The sequence below is a fragment of the Pseudomonas sp. FW305-25 genome, assembly GCF_017351415.1.
In the GTDB taxonomy this organism is placed as follows: domain Bacteria; phylum Pseudomonadota; class Gammaproteobacteria; order Pseudomonadales; family Pseudomonadaceae; genus Aquipseudomonas; species Aquipseudomonas chlororaphis.
In genome coordinates, this window is record NZ_JACNDE010000008.1 from 162181 (window position 1) to 187920 (window position 25740).

General features: G+C 64.1%; 26 protein-coding genes and 4 pseudogenes. 15 read left to right on the forward strand and 15 right to left on the reverse strand.

Annotation, left to right across the window (positions count from 1 at the left end; genetic code table 11):
- Positions 1–36: 36 nt before the first annotated feature.
- From J4E58_RS10625 to J4E58_RS10650, 6 genes and pseudogenes are all read left to right on the forward strand, one after another.
- Positions 37–180: pseudogene (locus J4E58_RS10625) on the forward strand (GNAT family N-acetyltransferase); the annotation flags it as partial.
- A gap of 460 nt (positions 181–640) precedes the next feature.
- Positions 641–937 carry a DUF3077 domain-containing protein gene (locus tag J4E58_RS10630; protein ID WP_016703612.1) on the forward strand — a complete coding sequence of 99 codons (297 nt, stop codon included), beginning with the start codon at positions 641–643 and terminating at the stop codon, positions 935–937.
- Positions 938–1037: 100 nt separating this feature from the next.
- The gene (locus J4E58_RS10635; RefSeq protein WP_009045597.1) at positions 1038–1340 is read left to right on the forward strand and encodes a type II toxin-antitoxin system HigB family toxin; all 303 of its coding nucleotides are present in this window, start codon (positions 1038–1040) and stop codon (positions 1338–1340) included.
- A 5-nt stretch (positions 1341–1345) separates the two neighbouring features.
- A complete protein-coding gene (locus tag J4E58_RS10640) occupies positions 1346–1717 on the forward strand; it encodes a type II toxin-antitoxin system HigA family antitoxin (RefSeq protein ID WP_087092063.1) in 372 nt (123 codons plus the stop codon).
- A gap of 311 nt (positions 1718–2028) precedes the next feature.
- Positions 2029–2745 (forward strand): polyphenol oxidase family protein, encoded by a 717-nt coding sequence (locus tag J4E58_RS10645; RefSeq protein ID WP_087092064.1) that lies wholly within the window; start codon positions 2029–2031, stop codon positions 2743–2745.
- 87 nt (positions 2746–2832) lie between these two features.
- Positions 2833–3408 (forward strand): hypothetical protein, encoded by a 576-nt coding sequence (locus J4E58_RS10650; protein ID WP_087092095.1) that lies wholly within the window; start codon positions 2833–2835, stop codon positions 3406–3408.
- Between the two features lie 10 nt (positions 3409–3418).
- On the opposite strand, the gene J4E58_RS10655 is transcribed toward J4E58_RS10650, so the two are convergent.
- The 5 genes and pseudogenes from J4E58_RS10655 to J4E58_RS10675 form a co-directional block, all read right to left on the reverse strand.
- Complete coding sequence (locus J4E58_RS10655; RefSeq protein ID WP_087092065.1) at positions 3419–3772, reverse strand: gamma-glutamylcyclotransferase family protein; 354 nt, start codon at positions 3770–3772, stop codon at positions 3419–3421.
- Positions 3773–3787: 15 nt separating this feature from the next.
- Positions 3788–4882 (reverse strand): D-alanine--D-alanine ligase, encoded by a 1095-nt coding sequence (gene ddlA / locus J4E58_RS10660; protein ID WP_087092066.1) that lies wholly within the window; start codon positions 4880–4882, stop codon positions 3788–3790.
- A gap of 46 nt (positions 4883–4928) precedes the next feature.
- Positions 4929–5408 (reverse strand): GNAT family N-acetyltransferase, encoded by a 480-nt coding sequence (locus tag J4E58_RS10665; RefSeq protein ID WP_087092067.1) that lies wholly within the window; start codon positions 5406–5408, stop codon positions 4929–4931.
- Positions 5409–5457: 49 nt separating this feature from the next.
- A pseudogene (locus J4E58_RS10670) lies at positions 5458–5565 on the reverse strand (lysine transporter LysE); the annotation flags it as partial.
- Positions 5566–5570: 5 nt separating this feature from the next.
- On the reverse strand, positions 5571–5717 hold the full coding sequence (locus J4E58_RS10675) for a helix-turn-helix transcriptional regulator (RefSeq protein ID WP_087092096.1): 147 nt from the start codon (positions 5715–5717) through the stop codon (positions 5571–5573).
- 60 nt (positions 5718–5777) lie between these two features.
- Between J4E58_RS10675 and J4E58_RS10680 the strand changes: the two genes are divergently transcribed.
- The 3 genes from J4E58_RS10680 (at position 5778) to J4E58_RS10690 (ending at position 7474) form a co-directional block, all read left to right on the forward strand.
- On the forward strand, positions 5778–6119 hold the full coding sequence (locus J4E58_RS10680) for a DUF190 domain-containing protein (protein WP_053262638.1): 342 nt from the start codon (positions 5778–5780) through the stop codon (positions 6117–6119).
- A 67-nt stretch (positions 6120–6186) separates the two neighbouring features.
- Complete coding sequence (locus J4E58_RS10685; RefSeq protein ID WP_087092068.1) at positions 6187–6996, forward strand: AraC family transcriptional regulator; 810 nt, start codon at positions 6187–6189, stop codon at positions 6994–6996.
- An 88-nt stretch (positions 6997–7084) separates the two neighbouring features.
- Complete coding sequence (locus J4E58_RS10690) at positions 7085–7474, forward strand: cupin domain-containing protein (protein WP_009045608.1); 390 nt, start codon at positions 7085–7087, stop codon at positions 7472–7474.
- A 190-nt stretch (positions 7475–7664) separates the two neighbouring features.
- Here the strand turns inward: J4E58_RS10690 and J4E58_RS10695 are convergent, their stop codons facing one another.
- Positions 7665–9068, reverse strand: a complete 1404-nt coding sequence (locus J4E58_RS10695; RefSeq protein WP_087092069.1) for an MFS transporter — start codon at positions 9066–9068, stop codon at positions 7665–7667.
- Positions 9069–9182: 114 nt separating this feature from the next.
- Here J4E58_RS10695 and J4E58_RS10700 point away from each other — a divergent pair, with 114 nt between their 5' ends.
- Entirely contained in the window at positions 9183–10067 is an 885-nt protein-coding gene (locus J4E58_RS10700; protein WP_062824610.1) for a LysR family transcriptional regulator, read from the forward strand.
- Positions 10068–10074: 7 nt separating this feature from the next.
- Here the strand turns inward: J4E58_RS10700 and J4E58_RS10705 are convergent, their stop codons facing one another.
- A complete protein-coding gene (locus tag J4E58_RS10705; protein ID WP_087092070.1) occupies positions 10075–10977 on the reverse strand; it encodes a LysR family transcriptional regulator in 903 nt (300 codons plus the stop codon).
- A 97-nt stretch (positions 10978–11074) separates the two neighbouring features.
- Between J4E58_RS10705 and J4E58_RS10710 the strand changes: the two genes are divergently transcribed.
- A complete protein-coding gene (locus J4E58_RS10710; protein ID WP_172962999.1) occupies positions 11075–12157 on the forward strand; it encodes an SDR family oxidoreductase in 1083 nt (360 codons plus the stop codon).
- Positions 12158–12163: 6 nt separating this feature from the next.
- On the opposite strand, the gene J4E58_RS10715 is transcribed toward J4E58_RS10710, so the two are convergent.
- The gene (locus J4E58_RS10715; protein WP_087092071.1) at positions 12164–12763 is read right to left on the reverse strand and encodes a flavin reductase family protein; all 600 of its coding nucleotides are present in this window, start codon (positions 12761–12763) and stop codon (positions 12164–12166) included.
- A 167-nt stretch (positions 12764–12930) separates the two neighbouring features.
- Here J4E58_RS10715 and J4E58_RS10720 point away from each other — a divergent pair, with 167 nt between their 5' ends.
- A complete protein-coding gene (locus tag J4E58_RS10720) occupies positions 12931–13704 on the forward strand; it encodes an SDR family oxidoreductase (RefSeq protein ID WP_087092072.1) in 774 nt (257 codons plus the stop codon).
- A 195-nt stretch (positions 13705–13899) separates the two neighbouring features.
- Positions 13900–14817 (forward strand): LysR family transcriptional regulator, encoded by a 918-nt coding sequence (locus tag J4E58_RS10725; RefSeq protein WP_087092073.1) that lies wholly within the window; start codon positions 13900–13902, stop codon positions 14815–14817.
- 41 nt (positions 14818–14858) lie between these two features.
- On the opposite strand, the gene J4E58_RS32255 is transcribed toward J4E58_RS10725, so the two are convergent.
- The 4 genes and pseudogenes from J4E58_RS32255 to J4E58_RS32270 form a co-directional block, all read right to left on the reverse strand.
- Positions 14859–15419 carry a methyl-accepting chemotaxis protein gene (locus J4E58_RS32255; RefSeq protein ID WP_256583142.1) on the reverse strand — a complete coding sequence of 187 codons (561 nt, stop codon included), beginning with the start codon at positions 15417–15419 and terminating at the stop codon, positions 14859–14861.
- Positions 15402–16175: pseudogene (locus tag J4E58_RS32260) on the reverse strand (PAS domain-containing protein); the annotation flags it as partial. The pseudogene J4E58_RS32260 and the gene J4E58_RS32255, both read right to left, overlap by 18 nt.
- A 236-nt stretch (positions 16176–16411) precedes the next feature.
- Positions 16412–16843 carry a methyl-accepting chemotaxis protein gene (locus J4E58_RS32265; RefSeq protein ID WP_232539795.1) on the reverse strand — a complete coding sequence of 144 codons (432 nt, stop codon included), beginning with the start codon at positions 16841–16843 and terminating at the stop codon, positions 16412–16414.
- A 108-nt stretch (positions 16844–16951) separates the two neighbouring features.
- Positions 16952–18019 (reverse strand): annotated as a pseudogene (locus J4E58_RS32270) (PAS domain-containing protein); the annotation flags it as partial.
- Here J4E58_RS32270 and J4E58_RS10740 point away from each other — a divergent pair.
- Complete coding sequence (locus tag J4E58_RS10740; RefSeq protein ID WP_087092076.1) at positions 17943–18452, forward strand: RidA family protein; 510 nt, start codon at positions 17943–17945, stop codon at positions 18450–18452. The pseudogene J4E58_RS32270 and the gene J4E58_RS10740 overlap by 77 nt on opposite strands.
- Positions 18453–18590: 138 nt before the next feature.
- Here J4E58_RS10740 and J4E58_RS10745 read toward each other — a convergent pair whose 3' ends face one another.
- Positions 18591–18923 (reverse strand): DUF2790 domain-containing protein, encoded by a 333-nt coding sequence (locus J4E58_RS10745; RefSeq protein WP_053262648.1) that lies wholly within the window; start codon positions 18921–18923, stop codon positions 18591–18593.
- 333 nt (positions 18924–19256) lie between these two features.
- Between J4E58_RS10745 and J4E58_RS10750 the strand changes: the two genes are divergently transcribed.
- Positions 19257–20585, forward strand: a complete 1329-nt coding sequence (locus J4E58_RS10750) for an OprD family porin (RefSeq protein ID WP_087092077.1) — start codon at positions 19257–19259, stop codon at positions 20583–20585.
- Positions 20586–21275: 690 nt separating this feature from the next.
- Here the strand turns inward: J4E58_RS10750 and J4E58_RS10755 are convergent.
- Entirely contained in the window at positions 21276–24440 is a 3165-nt protein-coding gene (locus J4E58_RS10755; protein WP_087092078.1) for an efflux RND transporter permease subunit, read from the reverse strand.
- 35 nt (positions 24441–24475) lie between these two features.
- On the reverse strand, positions 24476–25708 hold the full coding sequence (locus J4E58_RS10760; RefSeq protein ID WP_087092079.1) for an efflux RND transporter periplasmic adaptor subunit: 1233 nt from the start codon (positions 25706–25708) through the stop codon (positions 24476–24478).
- Positions 25709–25740: the final 32 nt, after the last annotated feature.

The following is a 25740-nucleotide window of genomic DNA, read 5'->3' on the forward strand; positions in this document are numbered from 1 at the left end:
TTATTTTTCATGCCGCGCAAGTACAGGCATGGGGGGTGGAAGCTGGCGGAAGCCGAATTCATCCAGCGCGGGCTGAGCTTCGCCGTGCTGCATGCGACCGAGGTGGGCAAGCCGGTGTATGCCGGATTGGGCTGGGCGGCCACCGCGGAAATGGCCAAGGTGCTGAACACAGGCCTGTAGCCGCTGCCGAGCCCGCGAGGCTGCGAACGACCCCGCAGGGGGCGCAGGAATCGTGAGACCGCTGGAGGACCTTCGGTCCTATCGCAGCCTTCGGCAGCGGCTACAGGGGCCAATGAGCTTTCACCTGATGCGCCACGCCATCTGCGCGGTCTGATTGTCGTCACAGAATGTCGCAGCAATGCCGTTGCGACGCTCTTCCCTCCCCGCTATCCTTCGCCCCGTCGCTGTCAGATCAGCGAACGGGCTTGGCGGCCCGAATCACGAAAGGCGCAATAGCGCCCAAACACGAATGCAGGCGCTTTTTTTGTGCCCGCATTTTTGTGTAATGGCGGATTGCGCAGGGACCCCTCCGGGGGTGCCGGTTCCTTTCGTGCCGGTCCGCCAACCTTGTGCAATTCGCCACCCTAATCTGCTTGGCGGCAGACGGTGGTGATCCCCTCAAACGAAAGGATTCGTCACCATGAAACACACCCTCAATCCGTCCCCTTCCTCCCTGCACACCCTAGGCGAAATAACCTTTGCCAATTGTGGCGAAGGTAAACGCCCATTGCTGCGGGTCAACGCCGACGTCCCCCTGGCCGACGCCCTGGAACACGCCTCGTTGCTGCTACATCTGGCAAAACAGTTGACCCTGGACGCGGCCATGGAACCACAGGCGGACCGCTATGCTTGGGCGGCACATTACCTGGGTGAGATGGGTAAAGCGGTGATGGATGATGTGCACACCGCGATGACAGCAGGCGCTGATCGACACTGAGCCACACCTGCGGGACGGGTAGCCTCAATGGCTGTCCGTCCATCGCCTTCCTCTCTCACTCCCTTGCTTAAGTCCCAGGGTGGGACTAGGATTTCGAGCCATGAGGATTATCGCCGTCAGTCATTTGAAGACGTTCTGGGAACAGCACCCGGATGTCGAACAACCGCTTCTGGCCTGGATCGATGAAGCGCGCAATGCCAACTGGTCCAATCCGGCACAGATCAAGGAGCAGTTTTGCAGCGCCAGCATTCTTAAAAGCCGTCGCGTGGTGTTCAACATCAAAGGCAATGACTACCGCTTGGTAGTGGCCGTGGCTTACCGCTTTGGCGCCCTCTACATCAAGTTCGTTGGCACTCACCAGCAGTACGATGCCATCGACGCCGACCGCGTTGAAATGGAGTAACGAGCATGCAGATTCGCCCCATCCACACCGACCAGGATTACCGTGCGGCGCTCAAGCAAGTGTCGGTGCTGTTCGATAACGAGCCCGAACCCGGCACCGCAGAAGGCGACTACTTCGACGTGATGATCACCCTGATCGAAGCCTATGAAGCCAAGCACTTCCCGGTCGACCTGCCCAACCCGATCGACGCCATCAAGTTCCGCATGGAGCAATCGGGCCTGTCGGCCGCCGACCTGGCTCCCGCCATCGGCCGAACCAACCGGGTCTACGAAGTACTCAACGGCAAACGCGCCCTGACTCTGCCAATGATCTGGAAACTGCACCAACTGTTCGGCATCCCCGCCGCGAGCCTGATCAAGCCGGTGAAATCGGTCTGAGCGGTTCTCGATCAGGCACCAATAATCCAGGTCCTCCCCGCTCGCCGAGGGTCATTCTTGGTCGCGAATCCCCTCCAGCCTTCAATGATTTCTGACCGTCGAATGCCCCCGATAAACGAGTGGAACTCAACGACACCGCCCAGCGTTTTCGAGTCGATGCCCCCGGACAGTGTGGTCGAACTCTATATCCCGCTGAAAAACTGATGCCGCGATCGGACGAGCTGCCGACCAGTTGACAGGCCTCTGTCAGCAAAAGGACTCATGATCCCGCTATGCTCTGTAGCAGTCCAAGGCAACAGAGCGAAGGTCCGATGAGTTTCCAGGCGCCAGTGTTGAAGCAGATACCGGGCATCCGTCACGAGTTTTCGCGTATCGGGGCAACAAAGCCCGCCAACCTGTTCTTCTGCTCCCAGGCCCACACCGGCGAGGTGGTGGAGGCCAGCACCACCCTGCCGAGCGGCATCATCCGCGGCGACGCGGTGTTCACCCGCACCGGTCGCCCCATTGCGGTGATCACCGCCGACTGCCTGCCGCTGCTGATCAGCAGCGAGGACGCCTCGTGGGTCGCCGCGGTCCATGCCGGCTGGAAAGGCTTGCACGGCGGCATCATCGACAATGTGCTGCAGCACTTCGCCGCCAAGGGCATCGCCGCCCATCAGTTGCGCGTGGCGTTCGGCCCGTCGATCAAGCCTTGCTGCTACGAAGTCAGCCCGGATTTCATTAACACCCTGTCGGCCACCCAAGGCCACCTGTGGTCGCCGGAGCAGACACCCTGGAGCCAGGAGCGCCCCGCGCCACGGCTGCCCCCGGAGATTGCCCCGCCAGCGCCGACCCGGCCGGACTCGCTGTGGTTCGACCTGAGCCTCTATGCCCTGAACCTGTTGCGCGCGGCGGGCATCGATGAGGAGCAGATCGAACACTGCGAGCACTGCACCTACTGTTCCAGCCCGACCCTGGCCAGCTATCGCCGCCGCGGCCACCGGGGCGAGGAGAAGTCCTTCCAGTATTCCTGGATCGGGCGCGCCTGAAACCGCATCTTCAGATTTATCGCGATAGGTCCTTGGCATCGCACCGGGTTAATCTTGCGCGCCCTGTAGACCCACAAAGGAATGATCGTGTCTGACAAGCTCTATGCCCCGCCTCAAGCCCAGCTGGCCACTGCCAGCGACGTGCAGCGCCCTTTCTACGTAGTGTCCAAAACCAAGTTCATGACCCTGTTCATGCTGACCTTCGGCCTCTACCTGCTGTACTGGGCCTACAAGAACTGGCAGCAGTTCAAGCAGGCCAGCGGACAACCCATGTGGCCCATTGCCCGGGCGATATTCATGCTGTTCTACACTCACGCGCTGTACCGGGCAGCCGATGTCCAGATCAAGAAAAGCGGTCGCCGTTATGACTGGCTACCGTGGAATCTGGCCACCCAGTTCGTGGTGATGTTACTTATCAGCAAAGGCCTCGACGGCATGGTCAAAAGGAATACCGGTTATCCCCTAACAGACATAGCCAGTCTGGCCCTGTTGCCGATCCAGGCGCTGGTGACCTTCAAGGGCCAGCGCGGCCTCAACGAAGCCGCTGGCGACCCACTGGGTGCAAGCAACGACCGGCTCACCCCGCTCAACTATGTGGTTATGGTGCCAGGCGTACTAGTCTGGGCCCTGATGCTGTATGGCCTGTTACTGCTCGTGAAGTAAACCTGGCGCCTCAAACGCTCACATACACCCACGCCTCGATCCCGGACTGCAGCACCACGCTCACGCGTTTGTAGTCCGCCACCTCGTAGCTGTCCGCCGCGGCCAGCTCCTGGGCAGTAATGCGAAACACCGTGCCCGGGATCGGCGCGCTGGCCGCGCTGCCCAGGCGCAGGATCGGGTGATGGGTCTTGCCGCTGGTGGCCAGCACCTGGGGGTCGGTGATCTGCACCCAGGCCTGTTCATACCCCGGCAGCGCGTCCGCGCTGCCCTCCAGCTCACGACCGAAGTTGGCCAGTTGCACGGCCTTGTCCTGCAAGGTGCCGTAGGAAAACAGGTACTGCGACGCTTCAGTGGCAACGCTCATTGTTCACTCCGGAATTCAGCGGCTGATTTTCAATGCCTGGCGCGCCGCATGGCGCTCCAGCGCCAACTCGATCAGGCGGCTGACCAGTTCGCTGTAGGTCATGCCCGCGGCCTGCCACAGCTTCGGATACATGCTGATGCGGGTGAAGCCGGGCAGCGAATTGATCTCGTTGATCAGCACTTCGCCGCCCTGGGTCAGGAACACATCGACCCGCGCCAGCCCCGAACAGCCCAGCACCTGGAACGCCTCGACGGCCAGGGTGCGAATCCGCTCGCTGACCTCTTCGCTGAGGTCCGCCGGCACCACCACCTGGGCCGCCTGGTCGTCGATGTATTTGCTGTCGTAGGAATAAAAACCGCTGCCGACCACGATTTCCCCACAACCGCTGGCGATCGGCTGGTCGTTGCCCAGCACCGCGCATTCGATCTCGCGACCACTGACCGCCGACTCCACCAAGACCTTTTCATCGAAGCCCAGCGCCAGCTCGATCGCCGCGTGGTATTCCGCCGCGCTGGTGACCTTGCTCACGCCCACGGACGAGCCCTGGTTCGCCGGCTTGACGAACATCGGCAGGCCCAGTTTGCCCTGCGCCAGGGCAAAGTCGGTGCGCGCCGCGGTGGCCCGGTTCAGGGTGATAAAAGGCGTCACCGCCAGGCCGGCATCGCGCAGCAGGCGCTTGCTGATGTCCTTGTCCATGCACACCGCCGAACCCAGCACGTCGGAGCCCACGAACGGCAGGTCGGCCATGCGCAGCAGGCCCTGCAGACAGCCGTCTTCGCCGAGGGTGCCGTGGACGATGGGGAAAATCACATCGACATGGCCCAGCAGTTCCTGGCTGGAGGTTTCCAGCAGTTGCTGACTGGCCTTGCCCGGCACCACCGCCAGTTCGCGGTTGGACCGGTTGAGGGCGATCAGCGCCGGGTTTTCCTGGTTGATCAGGAAGTTCGAGGTGTCGTTGAGGTGCCAGTGGCCGTTCTTGTCGATGCCGATCAGCACCGGTTCGAAGCGTTCGCGATCCAGCGCATCGACGATGTTGCGCGCCGATTGCAGCGACACTTCGTGTTCGGCCGAACGGCCACCAAAAATAATCCCGACCCGCAGCTTGCTCATGGTTTGTTCCCGTTAAAAAAGTGGTTCAGCGCTTGTATCGGACCGCTCAAGCCGGCTGATGTCGCAGGTGGATCAGCGCCACCCGCTGATTCTGTTTGTTCCGGCGCTCTTCGATGGCGAACGGCACGAAACCGAGCTTGGGATACAGCAGCAGGCCCGCCACGTTGTCATTGAAGCAGGACAGAGTCACCTGCGCGGCCTGGTGCTTGTCCCGGGCGATGCGCAGCATTTCGCCGATCAACTGCCCGGCGACCCCGGCGCCACGGGCCTCGGGATCGACGATGACATTGCCGATGGTGCAGGTGCCGTGGGTGCCCCATTGGTAGAAGTTGGCGAAACCCAGCACCTGGCCGTCCCGTTCGATCACTGTCGAATCAGAGCGCTGGGCAATGGAGTCGCGCAGTTGCTCGTGGGTCAGCGGCCAGGTGGCCGCCGGGAAAAAGAAAAACAACTCGCCGGGATCCCGGGCAAAACCACAGATCCGTGGAATATCCCGATCCTGCACGGGGCGAAAAGCAAAGCTCATGTCCTGTCTCCTGACCCTGAAAATCCATGGTGTGCGCCCGGCCCCGGTTTCAGCGATTGGCCACCAGATGGGCGCCGAACAGCAGGTAGCAACTGCCGGCAAAGCGGTCCAGCCATTTGCGCGAACAACTATAGACGGCAGCCATGAGGGGGGACGCTGACGCTACTCCACCTCGGGCTCATGGATCAACAGGTCGCCCGGCTGACAATCCAGGTATTGGCAGATCGCATCCAGGGTCGCGAGCCGCAGGCCCTTGGACTTGACCTTGCGTCGGGCCCGTATCCCGCCCGGCAGAACGACAATGGACATAGCGCTCCCACCCTCCCCCGGGGCTATGCTGAAAGTAATGGAGGCCATTGGAGAACGCTCATGAACGGTTTCCTGGTGATTTTCTTCACCCAGCAAAACCGCCGCTATCACGGCAAAATGCTGGGGGACTGGCTCGTCGACCTGGCCAATGAACTGGGCCTGCGCGGCGCAACCATGAGCACCGCCATCGAAGGCTTCGGCCACACCGGCCGGCTGCACTCCGCCCACTTTTTCGAACTGGCCGACCAGCCCATCGAGGTCCGCCTGGCACTCACCGAAGAGGAGTCGGCCCGGCTGTTCGAACGCCTGGAGGACGAGGACATTGCGCTGTTCTACATCAAGACGCCGATCGAGTTCGGCACCCTCGGCAAAGAGGCCAAGGAAGCCGACGCGGGCGGATGACGCGCTGAAGACAGGTGCGCCCTCCTGGGTTACCGTACGGGCCTGACGTTGTGTCGAGGACAGTTTCATGGGCAAGCCCGCCCCCCGCAAAGACTGGGTCCACCGCGCGCCTCCCGCCCGGGGGCTGGAGCGTATCGAGGCGTTTTTCGCCGGGCATGGCTACGACCTGCACCGTCACGACACCTACGCCATCGGCCGCACGCTGTCTGGCGTGCAGAGCTTTCAGTACCGCGGCGGCTGGCGCCATAACCTGCCGGGCGGGACCATGGTGCTGCATCCGGATGAAGTGCATGACGGCGAAGCCGGCACCCAGGACGGTTTCCATTACCGCATGTTGTATATCGAGCCGGCGCTGATCCAGCAGATCCTCGGCGGCCAGCCGCTGCCCTTCATCAAGAACGGTCTGTCCACCGACCCACGCTTGTTCGCCGCCACCGACACCTTGCTGCGCAGCATGGACGGCCCGCTGGACCCGCTGGAACAGGAAGACGCGCTGTTCGATCTGGCCCATGCGCTGAATGCCGTGTCCGGCATTTCCCGGCCGGCGCAGCGCTTCGACTATCAGGCCGCGGAGCGGGCGCGGGAATACATGCACAGCGCCCTGGACCAGAGCATCACCCTCGACGAACTGGCCACCCACAGCGGCCGCGACCGCTGGAGCCTGTCGCGGGACTTTCGCCTGCTGTTCGGCACCAGCCCCTATCGCTACCTGACCATGCGCCGCCTGGACCTGGTCCGGGCACTGTTGCTGCAAGGCCAGTCGCTGGTCAGCGCGGCGCTGCTGGCCGGCTTTACCGACCAGAGCCACATGACCCGGCAATTCAGCAAGACCTACGGCCTGCCGCCGGCGCGCTGGCTGAAAATGCACGGCCGCTGAGCGCCGCCCGGCACGCACAATCGTACAAGAACCGCAGCACCGCGCTGATTACCGTAGAGGCCCGATCCCCTCTTTACGGAGCCGCAGCATGAACCCGGCCAACACCACGCCCATCACTTACCAGAGCCTGAATTTCGCCTACAAACTCAGCCTGTTCGACGACCACTGGCAAGCCCGCGTCATCGCCGAAATGAACGACTACCAGTTCAAACTGGTGAAGCTGCAAGGGGACTTCATCTGGCACGACCACCCGCACACCGACGAGACCTTTATCGTCCTCGAAGGCCAACTGCGCATCGACTTCGCCGACGGCCAGGTGACCATCAACCAGGGCGAGATGTTTGTCGTGCCCAAGGGCATGAAGCACAAGCCGTACGCCGAACAGGAGGTCAAGCTGCTGCTGATCGAACCCAAGGGCGTGCGCAACACCGGTGAAGAAGGCGGCGAACGCACGGCCGCCAATGATGTGTGGATCTGAGCTCTCACGCTGACTCAGCCTGTAGCCGCTGCCGAGCACCGCGAGGCTGCGGTCGGCAGCGCAGCAGCCGTAAAGGCGGGCGATGCGTTCCTCTAAGGCAAACCGCATGCGCAGGATTGGCGAGGACTGCGTCCTCGTTCGCATCCTCGCGGTGCTCGGCAGCGGCTACAGCACCGTCATCGGCTGCCACTCAACCGCGTTCGGCGGCTGCCGCCAGGCCTAGGCCTGTCGGCACCCGCAAACGCAGGGCCAGCAACGCCCCCAGCAGGGCGAGCAAGGCGCTGGCGCCTACCGCCTGCTCGATGCCGGCCGCCTGTGAGCCGCCCAGCCCGGCGTTGGCCAGGGACACCAGCAGCGCCAGCCCCAGCGCCCCGCCGATCTGCTGGCTGGTGGAGGCAATGCCCGCCGCCACGCCCTGCTCGCCCGGCGCGATGCCCTGCCCGGCCGAGACCCACATGGCGGTCCAGGTCATGCCCTGGCCGATGCTCAGCACCACGATGCCCGGCATCAGGCTCCAGAACCCCGCCCCGTCGGGCAGCGCCACATACACCCCGCCGATGCCCAGCGCACCCAGGAGCAAGCCGCTGACCAGGGTCGCCCGCAGCCCGAAGCGCAGCAACGAACGTTCGGCCAGCCAGATGCCCACGGTGCACAGCAGCGTCGCCGGCAAAAACGCCACGCCGCTTTGCAGCACGCTGTAGCTGTAGACCTGCTGGAAGTACAGGGCGAGGAAGTAGTACTGCACGCCGAAGCTGCTCATGAACAAGGCCGTAAGGAACATCGCCAGGCGCAGCTCGCGATGGGCCAGCAGGCGCAGCGGCATCAGCGGGTCGTAGCCACGCTGTTCGATCCACACGAACACCCCGAGCAGCAACAGCGCCAGCGCCCCGCAGCCCAGGGTCGCCGGTGCGCTCCAGCCCCATTCCGGGCCCTGGACGATGGCGAACACCAACAGCGTGCCGCCCACCGTCACGGTCAAGGCGCCGCTGAGGTCGAAACGCCGGCCACGCTCGCGCTGGCCATCGGCCGGAATCCAGCGCCGGGCCAGCAAGGCACAGGCCCCAGCCAGCGGAACGTTGACCAGAAACACCGCCTCCCAGCCCCACCATTGGGTCAGCACGCCACTGAGCAACGCGCCCAGGGCCAGGCCCGCCGCCGAGGCCGCGCTCCACACCGCGAACGCCCGGTTGCGCGCCGGCCCTTCGGGGTAATGGCTGTTGATCAGCGCCAGCGTCGCCGGGAACAGCATCGCCCCGCCGACACCCTGCACCGCCCGCGCCAGCACCAGCAGCAGTGCGCTGCCACCCAGGCCGCCGGCCAGCGAAGCCAGGGCATACAGGCTTTGCCCGACGATATAGAAACGCCGCTTGCCCAGCAGGTCGGCCGCCCGACCGCCCAGCAGCAGGAAGCCGCCGAAGGCCACGCTGTAGGCACTGACCACCCATTGCAGCTGTTGCGCGGAAAACCCCAGGTGGCTGCCGATCTCCGGCAAGGCGACGAAGACGATGGTCGCGTCCAGGGCGATGATCAGCTGCGCACTGGCCAGCAGGAGCAGCATCCAGCCTGACGGCCTGACTGAGGAGGTGGCGGGCATCACGTCGAGTCCTTGTGTGGAAAATAAAGGGGGGATGAATCAAGGACCCTCAGTTTCTTTGATGCCGATTAGATGATAAATACCGTCATTGCTCTTTCAGTGATGACTTTAATCATGGATCTGAACGCCGTTCGTTTGCTGGTCCGGGTCGCCGAGACCCGCAGCTTTACCCGCGCCGCCGGCGATCTGCGGCTGACCCAGTCCGGCCTGTCGCGGGCCATTTCGCGCCTGGAGCAGCAACTGGGCGTGCGCCTGCTGCAACGCAACACCCGCAGCGTCAGCCTGACCCCGGACGGCCAGCTGCTGGTGGAGCGCGCCGCGCCGCTGCTGGCCGAACTGGCGCAGACCGAAAGCCTGCTGCTGGACCGTCGCGACTCGCCCACCGGGCTGCTGAAAATCAGCACGCCGTCGCTGTTCGGACGCAAGGTGGTGATGCCGCTGATCGGGCGCCTGACCGAGCAATACCCGGACCTGAGCATCGAGGCGGTGATGACCGATCGGCTGGTGGACATCGTCGACGAAGGCTTCGACGCCATCCTGCGCACCGGCGAGATCCAGGACCAGCGCCTGATCGCCCGGCCCCTGGCGCCGCTGCGTTGGGTCACGGTGGCATCCCCGGCCTACCTGGCGCGCCATGGCACGCCGCAGACGGTGGAAGAGCTGCAACAGCACAACTGCCTGACCGTGCGCAATTTGCGCAGCGGGCGCCTGGTGGACTGGCAGTTCATGCGCGACGGCAAGGTGCGCGATGTCAGCGTGCCCAGCCGGCTGATCTTCGATATCGGCGACGCGCTGGTGGACGGTGTGCTGGGGGGCTTCGGCATCGCCCAGTTGATGAACTTCGCCGTCGAGGACGCCCTCGCCGACGGCCGCCTGGTGCCGATCCTGCAGGCCTTTTCCGGGCGCAGCCGGGCACTGTCGCTGGTCTACCCGCCGTCGCGCCAGTACTCGCCGAAACTCAAGGTTTTCGCCGACGCCCTGAGCACCGTCAGCTGGTAACCCGCGCCTACAGGCGTACCCGCTCGGCGAGGAAATCGATAAAGGCCCTGACCCGGGACGGCAGGTGCCCGCCCTGCCCCAGGTACACCGCGTAGAAACTTTCCGGCCGGCTGTCGTCGAAGGTTTCCAGCAACGGAATCAGCCGCCCCCGGGCCAGGTCGTCGACAATGGTGAAGGCCGCCAGCTGGGCGATGCCGACCCCGTTCAGGGCCAGATGCCGCAGGGCCTCGCCGTCGCTGGCCTGCACCCGGCCGTTGGGCTGGACCGGCACGGGAGCGCCGTTCTCCATCAGGCGCCAGCCCTTCACCGCCCGCGCATAGTCGAAGCCGATCAGGTTGTGCTGCTCCAGTTGCGAAGGTGTCTGGGGCGCCCCGTGGCGTGCCAGATAAGCAGGCGCCGCGACAATGATCGAATGGCTCTCGCCGAGTTTGCGCGCCACCAGCCGCGAGTTCTCCAGCGGCCCGGCGCGCACCGCGACATCGGTCTGCTCGCCCAGCAGGTCGACCAGCGAATCGGTGTGCACGATATCCAGGGACACCGCCGGATAACGTCCGAGAAACTCCGTCACCAACGGTGCCAACACATGCAGGCCGAACGACGCACTGGTGTTGACCCGAATGCGCCCCACCGGCTCGCGACCGTTGGTGGCCTCGCGCTCCACCTCGCGGACATCGGCCAGGACCCGCACGCAGTTGTCATAGAACGCCCGGCCTTCCGGGGTCAGTTGCAACTGGCGGGTCGAGCGGTTGAGCAGGCGCACGCCGAGGCGCGACTCCAGGCGGCCCAGCAGCTTGCTCACCGAGGACGGCGTGGTGCGCTTGAGCCGCGCGGCGGCGGACATGCCGCCGGATTCCACGACCCTGACGAAGGTTTCCATCTCGGCGAAGCGGTTGATGTCGCTGCCAGCCATATGAATTCAACTCACAGATGATGTGCCGGATAGCCGTCTATTTCACGACAGAGGCCAACTCTATGATGGTCCGCACACCCACTCAAGGACCTCAGACATGAACACTCCAACCTCCCCCGCGCGCCACTTGCTGGTGGTCGGCGGCTACGGCGTCACCGGCAGCGCCATCGTCGAACACATGGTTCGCCAACCCGACTGGCGACTGACCACCGCCGCCCGCCGCGGCGCCCCCGCGCAACTGGCCGACGGCAGCCCGGCGCCGGCCCACGTCAGCGTCGACCTGCTGGACGCCAACGCGGTGATCCGTGCCTTCGGCGATCTGCGCGAGGTCACCGACCTGGTGTTCTGCGCCTACAGCGAACGCGAAACCATGGCCGCCAGCGTGGCGCCCAACGTAGCCATGCTCAAGCACAGCCTGCTGGCCCTGAAACAGGCCGGGGCGAAGCTGCGGCATGTGGTGCTGATCGGTGGCGGCAAGTCTTACGGCGAGCACCTGGGCCACTACAAGACCCCGGCCAAGGAGAGCGACGGCCGGATGATGGGACCGATCTTCTACAACGATCAGGAGGATCTGCTGTGGCAGCGTGCCGAGCAGGACGGATTCGGCTGGACCGTGCTGCGCCCGGACGGGGTGATGGGCACCAGCCTGGGCTCGCCGATGAACATCCTCACCGGGGTGGCGGCCTTTGCCGCGATCAGCCAGGAGCTGGGCGTGCCCCTGCGTTTCCCCGGCAGCCTGCCGGCCTGGAATGCACTGCATCAAAGCACCGATGCCCGCCTGCTGGCGCAGGCCGTGCTCTGGGCGCTGAGCGCCAGCGGCGCACGCAATGAAATCTTCAATATCACCAATGGCGACCACTTCCGCTGGCAGCAGGTGTGGCCGGAGATCGCCGAGTTCTTCGACCTGCCGGCCGCCGCGCCGCAGCCGATGAACCTGCAGGTGCAAATGGCCGACAAGGCCGCGCTGTGGCAACTCATCGTGGCCAGGCACGGCCTGCAACCGACGCCCTGGGAGCAGCTCGCCGCCTGGCCGTTCGTCGACGGCTGGCTGAATACCGGCTACGACATGGTGCAGAGCACCATCAAGATCCGCCAGGCCGGTTTCCACGGCTGCATCGACACCCACCAGAGCATCCGCGAGCACCTGCAGAACCTGCGCGAGCGTCGGCTGATTCCCTGAACCGGATCACGGCGCCAGGGTCTTGCCATCCAGCGCATCGCCAATCGTCAGGAAATGCCCGCCCGCCACATGGTGCAGGGTGCGCAAGGCATCGTGCCCGGTGAAATGCCAACGGCCGTCGCTGAACACTCGCTCATCGGCCTGGGCGGCGATGACCTCGCCGAGGAACAGGTCATAGCGTTCATGGTTGTGCGGTTCCGGCAGCAACCGGCATTCGAGCCAGGCCACGCAACCCTCGAGCAGCGGCGCGTCGATCAGCTCGCCGGCGAAGGTCGGCAGGCCATAGCGCTCGAACTTGTCGCGGCCCTGGTCGCGGTTCAGTTCCAGGCCGGAAGTGGAACCCACGGTCTGCGCGATATCGACCTGGGCGGCGCACGGCACGTTGAGCACGAAGGTGCCGGAGGCTTCCAGCAGTTGCCGGGTCCAGGTGGATTTGTCGAGCACCACGGCGACTTTCGGCGGCTCGAAATCCAGCGGCATGGCCCAGGCCGCGGCCATGATGTTGCGCTGGCCGCCATGGGTGGCGCTGACCAGCACGGTCGGCCCGTGGTTGAGCAGACGGTAGGCCTTGGCCAGCGGAACCGGACGACGATGGGATGGGCTCATGGGTAAGGCTCCAGGAGAAAAACGTCGATTGTAGCGACATCCCGGTTCGGCACAGCAGTCGGGATTGGGCAATTTCCCTGGACAATCCATCCAGATTGACCGGGCTTATCCCTGACTTGCGGCTGCTTAGACTGGACCTTCACCTCACAGGCTGAAGGAGTTTTTTCATGGCAGACCATTCCTTGAACAATAAAGTGGCGTTGATCACCGGGGGCGCGAAGAACCTGGGCGGCCTGATCGCCCGGGACCTGGCCGCCCATGGCGTGAAGGCCATCGCCGTGCATTACAACAGCGCCGCCAGCAAGGCCGACGCCGACCGGACCGTGGCGGCGATCAAGAACCTGGGCGTCGATGCCCACGCCTGGCAGGCCGACCTGACCGCCGCCGCGGCCGTGGAGCAACTCTTCAGCGACGCCAAGGCGCATTTCGGCAAGATCGACATCGCCATCAACACCGTGGGCAAGGTCCTGAAAAAACCCATAGTCGAGATCAGCGAAGCCGAGTACGACGACATGTTCGCGGTCAACTCCAAGAGCGCGTTCTTCTTTATCAAGGAAGCCGGCAAGCACCTGGAGGACCACGGCAAGCTGGTGTCGCTGGTGACCTCGCTGCTCGGCGCCTACACGCCGTTCTATGCTGCCTACGGCGGGGCCAAGGCACCGGTGGAACACTTCACCCGCGCCGCCTCCAAGGAATTCGGCGCCCGCGGCATCTCGGTGACCGCCGTGGGCCCTGGGCCGATGGACACGCCATTCTTCTACCCGGCCGAAGGCGCGGACGCCGTGGCTTACCACAAGACCGCCGCGGCGCTGTCCGGCTTCAGCAAGACCGGCCTGACCGACATCAAGGACGTGGTGCCCTTCATCCGTCATCTGGTCACCGACGGCTGGTGGATCACCGGCCAGACCCTGCTGATCAACGGCGGCTACACCACCAAGTGAGGCCCGCCCTTCTGATCGACGGTTGTCATCGACCCGAGTAATCCGCCAAGGGGCGAGGTAGATTGGCGTTTGCGAAAGGCTTGCGTAGGAGCAAGGCTTGCCCGCGATCAGGGGCTGTCTGACACAACGCTATCGCGGGCAAGCCTCGCTCCTACAGAAAATACGCACCACACGCCTCGGAATAACGCCCCATTCATGGATAAGCTCGAGCAGTACCGTGTATTCATCCAGGTGGCTGACATGGGCAGTTTCATCAAGGCCGCGCACGCCCTTGAACTGCCCCGGGCTACCGTCTCGGCAGCGGTACAGCAACTGGAAACCGCCCTCGCCACGCGCCTGTTGCACCGCACCACGCGCCAGGTTCAGCTGACCGCCGACGGCGCGGTCCTGCTGGAGCGCGCGCGTCTGTTGCTGAGCGATGCGGTGGAACTCGAGCAGCTGTTTCACACCCGTCAACTAGACGTCTGTGGCCGGCTCAATATCGACGTGCCCAGCCGGATTGCCCGGCGCCTGATCGCCCCCGCCCTGCCCGAGCTTTTCGCCCGCTACCCCAGCCTGAAGCTGGCGCTGGGCTCCACCGACCGTTCCATCGACCTGGTGCAGGAAGGCGTGGATTGCGCGATCCGCGTCGGCACCCTGCGCGACAGCAGCCTGATCATCCGGCGCCTGGGCCACCTGGCCCTGATCAATTGCGCCAGCCCTGACTATCTGGCCCGGCACGGCCAGCCACAAACGCCGGGCGACCTGGCCGACGGTCACTGGATGGTCGGCTACGGCTCCCCCAGCACGGGCCGCGAACTGCCCTGGGAATACCTGGCCGAAGGTCACGAGCTGGAACTGAATTTGCCCAGCCGGGTGATCGTCAACAACGCCGAAAACTACATCGCCTGCTGCAGGGCCGGGCTGGGCCTGATCCAGATCCCGCGCTTCGACGTGCAGTACCTGCTCGACCGGGGCGAACTGGTGGAAGTCCTGCCCGGTTTTCGCCCCGCGTCCATGGCGATCTCCGCGCTCTATCCCAATCGCAACCATCGCTCGCGCCGGCTGAACGCCTTTATCGAATGGTTCGAAACCCTGATCGCGCCCCATCTCGAAAACGACCGGCAGGACTGACAACGGCCCCACCCAGGCTGCTGTCCGGAGGAGCCAGCCCATCAGCCGGACAACTGATGGGCGAACTGGCCGACGGCGCTTACCACCTTCTGCGCGCCGTCCTGGATCTCGACGATCACCGTGCCGGCTTCGGCGGCCAGGCCCAGGCCCTGCTCGGCCTGGGTCTTGCCGTCGGCCATCAGCACCACCGCGTCGCGGGCCATGTCCTGGTTGCGCCGGACCACGCCGACGATCTCGTCGGTGGCCTTGCTGGTGCGCGAGGCCAATTGCCGGACCTCGTCCGCCACCACCGCGAAGCCGCGCCCCTGGTCACCCGCGCGGGCCGCTTCGATGGCCGCGTTGAGCGCCAGCAGGTTGGTCTGCTCGGCAATGTCGCTGATGGTCTTGACGATGCTGCCGATCACCCGCGACTGCTCGTTCAGCGCCTCGATGCTGTCACTGGCCTGCTGCATGTGGGTCGCCAGGTCGCGCATCACCTGCACCGCTTCGGTCACCACCGAGGAGCCGCGCTGGGCGCTGCTGTCGGTCTGCTGCGAGATGGTGTAGGCGATCTCCGCGGCGTCGGCGACGGACTGCTCCTGCTTGACCTGCTCGGTGATCACCGTGGCGAATTTCACCACCTTGTAGAGCTTGCCGTTGGCATCGACCACCGGGTTGTACGAGGCATCGAGCCAGACCACGCGGCCGAGACTGTCGATGCGCTTGAAGCGGTCGGCGACGTAGTCGCCGGCATTCAGCCGCTCCCAGAACACCTTGTAGGCCGGACTGTTGTACTCCTGCGGCTCGCAGAACAGGCTGTGGTTCTGGCCCAGGATCTGCTCAAGGCTGTAGCCCATGCAGCTCAGGAACCGCTCGTTGGCGGTCAGTACCCGGCCCTTGAGGTCGAACTCGATCACCGCGGTGGAACGCAGCAGGGCCGCGATCAGGTTGTCATGCTCGCAGGCGGTTTGCACGGTTTCGGTCAGGTCATTGGCGATCAGGGAAAAGGACCTGAGTTGCCGCTCGGAGTTGAAGATCGGCTGCAGGATCACCCTCAGCCAGGCGTCATGACCGTCACCACGACGCAAACGCAGGGTGTCGTCGAAAGGCTCGCTGCAGGCCAGCGCCGTCATGAAACGCGAGTGCGCCTCTTCGGGCCGGGCATCGTCCGGCAGCAGATTGTCGATGGGCCAGCCCAGCAGCGCCTCGGGGGAATAATGCATGCCCTGGGTGAAATTGCGGTTCGCCACCAGGATCCGGCGCTGCGGATCGAGATCGACACTGAGCAGGGTGCGCTCGAAACCTTCCTTGACCTGCTCGAGCGCACGAAACTCCTCACCCAACGCGAGGAGCTTCTGATTCAAACGTTTATTGAACATGGATACACCGATAGCCTGTGATTGGAGACTGCAGCAGCCTCACCATCGGCGTTGGAAACGCGTTCTTGACGCGCTCAAGGCTCTTTAGGATTTATCTTCCATAGAGACAGGAAACTTCCTAACCACCCGCGCAGGGCGCGCTGGCGTTGGAGCAGATCGTGGCCGTCGACCTGGCGGCCACTCGGTACCCGACGTCATGGCCTGGAAAAGGCCTGACGCCGGGTCCGGGACAGGACTCAGTTGGACAATTGGCTGGCGAACTGGCCGACGGCGTTCACCACCTTCTGCGCACCGTCCTGGATCTCGACGATCACCGTGCCAGCTTCGGCGGCCAGGGCCAGGCCCTGCTCGGCCTGGGCCTTGCCATCGGTCATCAGCGCCACGGCCTCGCGCGCCATGTCCTGGTTCTGCCGCACCACGCCGACGATTTCGTCGGTGGCCTTGCTGGTGCGCGAGGCCAGTTGCCGGACTTCGTCGGCCACCACGGCAAAGCCGCGTCCCTGTTCACCGGCCCGCGCCGCTTCGATGGCTGCGTTGAGCGCCAACAGGTTGGTCTGTTCGGCGATGCCGCTGATGGTCTTGACGATGGTGCCGATCACCAGCGACTGCTCGTTCAGCGCCTCGATGCCTTCGCCGGCCTGCTGCATGTGCTTGGCCAGGTCGCGCATCACGTTCACCGCCTCGGTCACCACGGTGGTGCCGCGCTGGGCGCTGTTGTCGGTTTGCAAGGAGGTGCTGTAGGCGATGTTCGCCGCCTCGGCGACTGCCTGTTCCTGATTCACCTGGTCGGTGATCACGGTGGCGAACTTCACCACCTTGTACAGCCGGTTGTTGGCATCGACCACCGGGTTGTAGGAAGCCTCGAGCCAGACCACGCGGCCGTAGCTGTCGATGCGTTTGAACCGCCCGGCGACGAACTCTCCGGCGTTCAGGCGCTTCCAGAATGCCTGGTACTCCGCGCTGTTGTATTCCTCGGGCTCGCAGAAGGTACGGTGATGCTTGCCCTGGATTTGCGCCAGGCTGTAGCCCATGCCGTGGAGGAAACGCTCGTTGGCCGTCAGCACGTTGCCGTTGAGGTCGAACTCGATCACCGCCGTGGAGCGGACCAGCGCGCCGATCAGGTTCTCGTGCTCGCGAGAGGCTTCGATGGTGCGGGTCAGGTCGCTGGAGTAGATCGAGAACTGTTTGATCCGCCCCTGGGAATCGCGAACCGGCTGGGAGATCGAGCGCAGCCAGGCTTCCTGGCCGTTGCCACGCAGCAGGCGTACCGCGCCGGCAAAATGCTCGCCACGGGTCAGCGTCGCCTTGAAACGGTGGTGGAATTCATCGGTCTTGACGTGGGCCGGCACAATGTCCTCGATGTGACGACCGACCAGTTCGCTGCCCCTGTAGAGCATTTCCAGGTTGAAGTTGTCGTTGACCGACAAAATGCGTCCATCGGGATCGAGAACCAGCACCAGCATTTCGCTGTCGAGACTGTCCTTCACTTGCTGGAGGCTCGAGAGTTCTTCGCGTAGAGCCAACAGCTCTTGCTTCAAGCTTTTGTTGAACATGGGATGCACCGATGGGCTGTAATAATGGGCAGCGTTGTCTCTAGCCATCGGCGCTTGAGTATTTTTCTGAAGAGCCCATAAGACATATCCGACCAAAAAACTTTGAAACGCCTCGGGCCCCGGCCCTGCGGGGCTACAACCCATGCTCCGGAGCCCGGAAGAGGGGCTATAGTCGTGCTCTGGAAAATCAACGGCAATCGACGGAGTGCAATCTATGGAGGCTTCACGCAAGGCCCTGTTCGACCAGGTGGCGACGCGTCTGGGACACGCTTTCGACGGTGAAATGCGCATCGGCGGCAACTATGTGCCCGCGGTGCAGAACGGCGACGAGGTGTACGTCAGCGGGCAGATCCCCCGCATCGACAACACCGTGAAGGTGGTCGGGAGGGTCGGTGGCGATGTTTCGCTGGAAGACGGCCGGTATGCCGCACGTATTTGCACCATGCGCGCCCTGGCGATCCTCGCCCAGTTGCTGGGCGATCTGCAGCGGGTGAAAAAAGTCCTGCGGCTCAACGTCTATGTGCAAAGCGCCGCCGACTTCACCCAGCAGAGCGAAGTCGCCGACGCGGCCTCCGAAGTGCTCTATTCGATCTTTGCCGAGGCCGGGGTACACACCCGCACGTCCCTCGGGGTCTATCAGCTGCCGAAGAATGCCGCGGCGGAAATCGACATGATCGTGGCCCTCGAACCACTTCCCGCGCCCCATGAGGACGTTGAGGATTAGGGTCTGTACGAAAAGTCGGCGAGCGAAGGTCAGGCAAGGCAAAAACAGGCGAGGAAGCGGAGTGTAGGGGCCTACATGAGCATTCCGAGCCTGTTTTTAACGCAGCATGACCGAGCGCAGCCACTTTTCGTACAGACCCTAGCTGCCATTGGTGCGGCACTGGCCCATCACCTGATACTCAACGGTCTTGAGCTGTCCGGCCGAATCCTCATAGGTCATGCGTGACGGCACTGGGTTGCAGGCCTTGGCCGGCGGCGTCACGTTGACCACCTTCTGGATGTCCAGGGGCATGCCGTAGCGATAGTTTTCCACCACCGGCGCCTCCTTGCCCTGCTTCGCCGCGTAGGCCGCCATGGCCTTCTCGTTCGCCTGCATGGCGCGGTCGAAGGTGCGGTCGCCGCCGCCTTCGGCCATGGCCAGGGACGACAAGGAAAGTACCAGGGCGGCGATACTCAATTTAAATAACTTCATGACTGCTTCCTCGTTTTGGTTAGTTGCAACGAGGATAACCAGCGGACCCTGTCGGGAAGATCACGGATACATTACTTATATGTAATAAACCCAAGACCGCTTCTTGCCCTTGAGAAAACTCCATATAAAACAAGGCCTCCAACTAAAAACAAATACCACTTACAACTTTTATCCTTGCAGAATTGTAATAACCGGGTCACCTCCGCGTTATCTGTTGTTTGCAACTATCGACGCTGACTCCAGCCGTTAACCAGACGGTTCGCGAGTACAACTAACAAGAACGCCCCAGGCGACATAACAGCTGATAGCTGCCCATATCCAGGAGCAAACAACATGCGCATTCAAACCCGCTGGTCCCTGTCCGTGTTTTCCGCGGTACTGGGACTCAGCCCGTTGGCCGTGAACGCGGCAGACGACCAGCCCGAAGGTTTTATCGAAGGCAGCAGCCTCAACGTGCTGGCCCGCAACTACTACTTCAATCGCGACGATCGCAAGGGCCAGTCCAGCCCCACCGGCAACGGCTATTCGGAGGCCTGGGCCCAGGGGCTGATCGGCAAGTTCGAATCCGGCTTTACCCAGGGCACCGTCGGTTTCGGCCTCGACGCCTTTGCCATGTATGGCCTCAAGCTCGACTCCGGCGCCGGCCGCAGTGGTGGTCGCGGGTCGTTCGGCATGCTGCCGGTGGACAGCGACAACCACCCGGCCGACAACTACAGCAAGGTCGGCGGCGCGGCGAAAATGCGCCTGCTCGACACCGTGATCAAGGTCGGCGACGTCTTCCCGAAAACCCCGGTGGTGCATTACGGCGACTCGCGCCTGCTGCCGGAAAGCTTTCGCGGCGCCACCTTCGAGAACACCAGCGTCGACGGCCTGAGCCTCCAGGGCGGGCGCCTGCACAGCATGAGCCAGCCCGACAGCAGTAGCCTGCGCGACGGTTTCGCCACCTTCTATGCCGGCAAGGTCGACTCGCCCTGGGTCGCCTACTTCGGCGGCGACTACAGCCTGAACAAGCACCTCAGCTTCAGCCTCTACAGCAGCCGCCTGAAGGACGCCTGGGACCAGTACTACTTCGGTACCGCGGCGACCTGGCCGATCTCGGACCAGTTCTCGCTGTTCGCCGGGTTCAACTATTACAAGGCGGTGGACGAGGGCAAGAAACTGCTCGGCGAGTTCGACAACGACATCTGGAGCGCCAAGATCGGCGCCACCTATGGCGCCCACACCCTGTCCCTGTCGCACCAGCGCAACAATGGCGACGACGACTTCGACTACCTGCGCCAGTCGGACTCGATCTTCCTCGACAACTCGATCCAGTACAGCGACTTCAACTCGCCGAAGGAACGTTCGTGGATGGTCCGCTACGACCTCGACATGCAGCCCCTGGGCATCCCCGGCCTGTCGTTCATGACCCGCTACGGCAAAGGCAGCGACGCCGACTACAGCAACGCCAACGCGGTGTACATGCGCCGCGGTGCAGACGGCAATCCGCTGACCGACCAGCGCCGCTGGGAACGCGATATCGAAGCCAAGTACGTGGTCCAGGGCGGCACCATCAAGGACCTGTCGCTGCGCATCCGCCAGGCCACCGTGCGCTCCAGCAGCTTCGAATCCGACCTGGAGGAATTCCGCCTGATCGTCGAATACCCGCTGGCCATTCTCTGAGTCCTTGCGCCGGGCGGGTGAGAGGCCCGCCCGACGTTAAAACTTCTTCACAGACGCCTGTCTTTCAGAACTGTAATATCGCCCTCACCTTCTCGTCAGGTTGGCCTTCGTATACTTGCCCGCATGCCCGAGCCGACAGCGCTTCGCTGGCGGCCAGCCACTTGCGGGAGATCATGTCTTGAAGCCTGCCCATCTGACTCCGCCTGGCCAGCCCAGCGCGCTTCCCAGCGATAACAGCAGCGAACGCGCCAGGCATGCCCTGGAACAATTCTGGCTCGGCCAGCAACAGCACAACGGCGAAAACAACCACAACGGCGCAACCGGCGCCTCCCCTCACAGAACCGCAGGGCCCCAGGCATGCACAGCCTCCCGCTGACGCCGGCCCACCCCGAGCACATTCATCTCTGAAGCGTTTTTTCGAATGCTCCTTTGGAAAGAGATGAATTTTTAGCGTCCCGCATGGGGCGCTTTTTTTTGCCCACCACTTCCCTTCCCGTAACCGCTGCCGAGCCCGCGAGGCTGCGATCGACCGCGAAGCGGGCGCAGCTCTTGAAATCGCAAGAGGTCCTGCGACCAGCGTGGCCCGGACCATCGCAGCCTTCGGCAGCGGCTACAGGGTGCGTGCCCTCTCAATAAACAAAACCCCGCCTGCGTATGACGCAGGCGGGGTTGGTTGACGCCGGTCGCGGGTCAGTCGTTTAGCAGGTCCTGCAGTTCCTGTTCTTCTTCCTTGCGGTGCGCCCAGTGGTACAGCGCCGGCAGCACCAGCAGGGTCAGGGCGGTGGAGGAGATGATGCCGCCGATGACCACGGTGGCCAGCGGTCGTTGCACTTCGGCGCCGGTGCCGGTGGCCAGGGCCATGGGGATGAACCCCAGCGACGCCACCAGCGCGGTCATCAGCACCGGGCGCAGGCGGGTCAGCGCGCCTTCGTTGACCGCCGCGGCGAGCATCCGTCCTTCTTCGCGCAGGTTGCGGATAAAGGCGATCATCACCAGGCCGTTGAGCACCGCCACCCCCGACAGCGCGATGAAGCCCACCCCCGCCGAGATCGACAGCGGGATATCGCGCAGCCACAGGGCCATGATCCCCCCGGTCAGGGCGAAGGGAATCCCGGTGAACACCAGCAGCCCGTCCTTGAGGTTGTTGAACATCATGAACAACAGGCCGAACACCAGCAGCAGCGCCACCGGCACTACGATCTCCAGGCGCTTGGAGGCTTCCTGCAACTGTTCGAACTGGCCGCCCCAGGTGATCCAGTAGCCGGTCGGGATCTGTACCTGATCACCAATGGCCCGGGTCGCCTCTTCGACGAAGGAACCCATGTCGCGCCCACGCACGTTGGCGCTGACGATCACCAGGCGCTTGCCGTTCTCGCGGCTGACCTGCGCCGGGCCGAGCACCAGGTCGACGCTGGCCACCTCCGACAGGGCGATGAAACCCAGTTGCCCGTTGACGCTGCCCGCGGCCGCCGCCACCGGAATCAGCAGGCGCGACAGCCCGTCGATGTCGGTGCGCAGGCTGTCGGACATGCGCACCAGCATGTCGAAGCGCCGGTCGCCCTCATACAAAATTCCCGCCTTGCGCCCGCCCACGGCAATCGCCACGGCGTCCTGCACATCGCCGACATTGAGGCCGAAACGCGCGGCCTTGTCGCGGTCGACATTCACCGTCAGCACTGGCAGGCCGGTGGTCTGCTGCACCTTCACCTCGGCGGCGCCGTCGATCTTCTGCAAGGTCTGCGAAATCTCTTCGGCGGTCTTGTTCAGCACCTCCATGTCATCGCCGAAGACCTTCACCGCGACATCGCTGCGTACCCCGGAAATCAGTTCATTGAAGCGCAGCTGGATCGGTTGCGACAGCTCGTAGACGTTGCCCGGCAGGCTGTTACTGACCCGTTCGATGTCGGCAATGATCGCCTCCCGCGACTTGCCTGGGTCCGGCCATTGCGCCTTGGGCTTGAGCATCAGGTAGGCATCGGAAATGTTCGGCGGCATCACGTCCGAAGCGATCTCGGCGGTGCCGGTGCGGGCGAACACCCGCTCGATTTCCGGGATCTGCGCCAGCAGGGTTTTCTCCAGGGTCTTCTGCATTTCCACCGACTGAGTGAGGCTGGCGTCGGGCACGCGCATCGCCTGCTGGGCGAAGTCGCCCTCGCTGAGGCTGGGGATGAATTCACTGCCCATGCGGCTGGCCACCAGGCCCGAGAGCAGCACGCTGAGAACGGCCAGGGCAAAGGCCAGGGAGCGGTGGCTCATCACCCAGCGCAGCACCGGTTCGTAACCGCGGCGGGCGCCGCGCATGACGAAGTTTTCTTCCTCCTTGACCTTGCCGGTGACGAACAGCGCGATCGCCGCCGGGACGAACGTCACCGAGAGGATCATCGCCCCCAGAAGGGCTATCACCACGGTGAAAGCCATCGGGTGGAACATCTTCCCGGCCACCCCGGACAGGGCAAAGATCGGCAGGTACACCACCATGATGATCAGTTGCCCGTAGATCAGCGCCCGGCGCGCTTCCCTGGCCGCGGCGAAGACTTCGTGCAGGCGCTCGGAGCGAGTGAGCATGCGCCCGTGATGCTGCTGGGCATGGGCCAGGCGGCGGATGGCGTTCTCGACGATGACCACCGCGCCGTCGACGATGATGCCGAAGTCCAGCGCGCCGAGGCTCATCAGGTTGGCGCTGACCTTGTTGGTGAACATGCCGGTAAAGGTGAACAGCATGGCCAGCGGGATCACCATGGCAGTGATCAGCGCGGCGCGGATATTGCCCAGGAACAGGAACAGAATGGCGATGACCAGCAGCGCGCCTTCGATGAGGTTTTTCTTCACCGTGGCCACGGCCTTGTCCACCAGGTTGGTGCGGTCGTACACCGTGACCGCCGTCACCCCCTTGGGCAGCGAGCGATTGATCTCGGCGAGTTTTTCCGCCACCACCCGGGACACCGTGCGGCTGTTTTCCCCCACCAGCATGAACACCGTGCCGAGCACCACTTCGCGGCCGTTCTCGGTGGCCGCGCCGGTGCGCAGCTCACGGCCGATGTCCACGGTGGCCACGTTGCTGACGCGGATCGGCGTGCCGTCCACGGTGTTGATCACGATGTTGGCGATGTCCTCGATGGACTTCACCTGCCCCGGCGCGCGGATCAGCAACTGCTGGCCGTTGCGCTCGATATAGCCGGCGCCGACGTTGGCGTTGTTGCGCTCCAGGGCGGTCATCAGGTCGCTCAGGGTCAGGTTGTAGGCCGCCAGGCGCCTGGGGTCCGGGGCGATCTGATAGAGCTTGGCGAAACCGCCGATGGTGTTGATCTCGGCCACCCCCGGCACGTTGCGCAGTTGCGGGGCGATGACCCAGTCCTGGATCACCCGCAGGTCGGTTGGCGTATAGGCCGTGCCGTCCTCCTTGAGCGCGCCCGGCTCGGCTTCCACCGTCCAGAAGAAGATCTCGCCGAGGCCGGTGGAGATCGGCCCCATGCTCGCCTCCACGCCTTCGGGCAGCTGTTCGCGGGCCACCTGCAGGCGCTCGTTGACCAGTTGCCGGGCGAAGTACAGGTCGGTGCCTTCCTTGAAGATCACCGTCACTTGGGACAGGCCCGAGCGCGAAGTCGAGCGGGTCTGCTCCAGGCCCGGCAGGCCGGCCATGGCCACTTCCACCGGGTAGGTGATGCGCTGCTCGGTTTCCAGCGGCGAGTAGCCGGGCATGCTGGCGTTGACCTGGACCTGGACGTTGGTGATGTCCGGCACCGCGTCGATCGGCAGTTTCTGGTAGCTGCCGATGCCCACGGCGGCCATCAGCAGCACCGCCAGCAGCACGATGATGCGCTGCTCGATGGCGAATTGAATGATGCGTTCAAACATGGGAAGTCACTCTCCAGGGAAACACTCAGTGCGGATCAATGGCCGTGCTCGGCCGAGCCCTTGCCCAGTTCGGACTTGAGGATGAAGCTCCCGGTGGTCGCCACCTGGGCCCCGGCGCGCAAGCCTTCGCGGATCTCGACGAAGCCGCCTTCGCTGCCGCCCAGCACCACGGGCGTGGCCTGGAAACCGTCGGCGACGCGCACGAACACCGCTGGCTTGTCTTCCACGGTCTGGACCGCGCTCTGCGGCACGGTTACCCCGGCCTGGTAGGTGTCGGTCGCCACCTGCACCGAGACGAACAGCCCCGGCCGCCAGACATCGTCCGGGTTGGGTACGGTGACCCGCACCGTGGCGGTCCGGGTCTGCTCGCCCAGCAGGCTGCCGACATAGGCCACCGTGCCCTGCACCTGGGTGCCCAGTTCCGTGGACTGCACCCGGACCGGCTTGCCGACCCGGACCTTGTTCAAGTCCTTGGGAAACACGCCGAAGGTGACCCAGACCCGGGACAGGTCGGACAGGGTGAAGGCGGCGCTGGTCTCGCCCACCACCTCGCCGACGCTCAGGTGTTTTTCCACCACCACGCCGTCGAACGGCGCACGCATCTCATAGCGGTTGCCGCCCGCCAGCACCGCGCTGCCACTCAGGGCATTCATCTTTTGCCGGGCGTTGTTCAGGGCGATTTCGGCTTCCTGCAGGGTCTGGCGCGCCAGCAGGTAATCCTGCTCGGCGGAGATCTGGTCGACCCACAACTGGCGCTCGCGCTGGAAGGTGGTGCGCGCCAGCTCGACCCGGCGCTCGGCGGCGGCCAGTTCGCTGCGCTGGTCGGAGATCTGCTGGCTGGCGATCACCGCCAGCAGCTCGCCCTTCTTCACCGTCTGGCCGAGATTGACCGCCACCGACTCCACCACTCCGGCCGCGCGCGGCACGATGTGCGAGGTGCGGTCCTCGTCGAAGCGGATCTCCCCCGGCAGCGTCAGCAAGCTGCTGAGATTGCGCGGTGCGGCCTCGGCCAGCTGGATGTCCGCGGCCTTGATCTGCTCGGCACTGAGCTCGACCTTGCCCTCTTCCTCGGCATGTCCCTCACCTTCCGCTTGCCCCTCTTCGCCTTCCCGATGCGCCTCGCCATCCTTGTGCGTGTCCGCCTTGGCCGCGGGTTTCGCCTGCGCGGCCACCGGCGCCGCCTGGAACAGCTCCTGCCACATCAACCCGGCCACGCCGAGCGCGATCGCCACGGCCAACGCCAAGGCTGTGCTTCGTTTCTTGTCCATGCATGCTCCTGAAAAAATCGACTCGACGCGCC

Coding starts and splice junctions, on each gene's coding strand:
- J4E58_RS10630 (WP_016703612.1), top strand. CDS start 641: ATGAAACACACCCTCAATCCGTCCCCTTCCTCCCTGCACACCCTAGGC.
- J4E58_RS10635 (WP_009045597.1), top strand. CDS start 1,038: ATGAGGATTATCGCCGTCAGTCATTTGAAGACGTTCTGGGAACAGCAC.
- J4E58_RS10640 (WP_087092063.1), top strand. CDS start 1,346: ATGCAGATTCGCCCCATCCACACCGACCAGGATTACCGTGCGGCGCTC.
- J4E58_RS10645 (WP_087092064.1), top strand. CDS start 2,029: ATGAGTTTCCAGGCGCCAGTGTTGAAGCAGATACCGGGCATCCGTCAC.
- J4E58_RS10655 (WP_087092065.1), bottom strand. CDS start 3,772: ATGAGCGTTGCCACTGAAGCGTCGCAGTACCTGTTTTCCTACGGCACC.
- ddlA (WP_087092066.1), bottom strand. CDS start 4,882: ATGAGCAAGCTGCGGGTCGGGATTATTTTTGGTGGCCGTTCGGCCGAA.
- J4E58_RS10665 (WP_087092067.1), bottom strand. CDS start 5,408: ATGAGCTTTGCTTTTCGCCCCGTGCAGGATCGGGATATTCCACGGATC.
- J4E58_RS10675 (WP_087092096.1), bottom strand. CDS start 5,717: ATGTCCATTGTCGTTCTGCCGGGCGGGATACGGGCCCGACGCAAGGTC.
- J4E58_RS10680 (WP_053262638.1), top strand. CDS start 5,778: ATGAACGGTTTCCTGGTGATTTTCTTCACCCAGCAAAACCGCCGCTAT.
- J4E58_RS10685 (WP_087092068.1), top strand. CDS start 6,187: ATGGGCAAGCCCGCCCCCCGCAAAGACTGGGTCCACCGCGCGCCTCCC.
- J4E58_RS10690 (WP_009045608.1), top strand. CDS start 7,085: ATGAACCCGGCCAACACCACGCCCATCACTTACCAGAGCCTGAATTTC.
- J4E58_RS10695 (WP_087092069.1), bottom strand. CDS start 9,068: ATGCCCGCCACCTCCTCAGTCAGGCCGTCAGGCTGGATGCTGCTCCTG.
- J4E58_RS10700 (WP_062824610.1), top strand. CDS start 9,183: ATGGATCTGAACGCCGTTCGTTTGCTGGTCCGGGTCGCCGAGACCCGC.
- J4E58_RS10705 (WP_087092070.1), bottom strand. CDS start 10,977: ATGGCTGGCAGCGACATCAACCGCTTCGCCGAGATGGAAACCTTCGTC.
- J4E58_RS10710 (WP_172962999.1), top strand. CDS start 11,075: ATGAACACTCCAACCTCCCCCGCGCGCCACTTGCTGGTGGTCGGCGGC.
- J4E58_RS10715 (WP_087092071.1), bottom strand. CDS start 12,763: ATGAGCCCATCCCATCGTCGTCCGGTTCCGCTGGCCAAGGCCTACCGT.
- J4E58_RS10720 (WP_087092072.1), top strand. CDS start 12,931: ATGGCAGACCATTCCTTGAACAATAAAGTGGCGTTGATCACCGGGGGC.
- J4E58_RS10725 (WP_087092073.1), top strand. CDS start 13,900: ATGGATAAGCTCGAGCAGTACCGTGTATTCATCCAGGTGGCTGACATG.
- J4E58_RS32265 (WP_232539795.1), bottom strand. CDS start 16,843: ATGCGCGACCTGGCCAAGCACATGCAGCAGGCCGGCGAAGGCATCGAG.
- J4E58_RS10740 (WP_087092076.1), top strand. CDS start 17,943: ATGGAGGCTTCACGCAAGGCCCTGTTCGACCAGGTGGCGACGCGTCTG.
- J4E58_RS10745 (WP_053262648.1), bottom strand. CDS start 18,923: ATGAAGTTATTTAAATTGAGTATCGCCGCCCTGGTACTTTCCTTGTCG.
- J4E58_RS10750 (WP_087092077.1), top strand. CDS start 19,257: ATGCGCATTCAAACCCGCTGGTCCCTGTCCGTGTTTTCCGCGGTACTG.
- J4E58_RS10755 (WP_087092078.1), bottom strand. CDS start 24,440: ATGTTTGAACGCATCATTCAATTCGCCATCGAGCAGCGCATCATCGTG.
- J4E58_RS10760 (WP_087092079.1), bottom strand. CDS start 25,708: ATGGACAAGAAACGAAGCACAGCCTTGGCGTTGGCCGTGGCGATCGCG.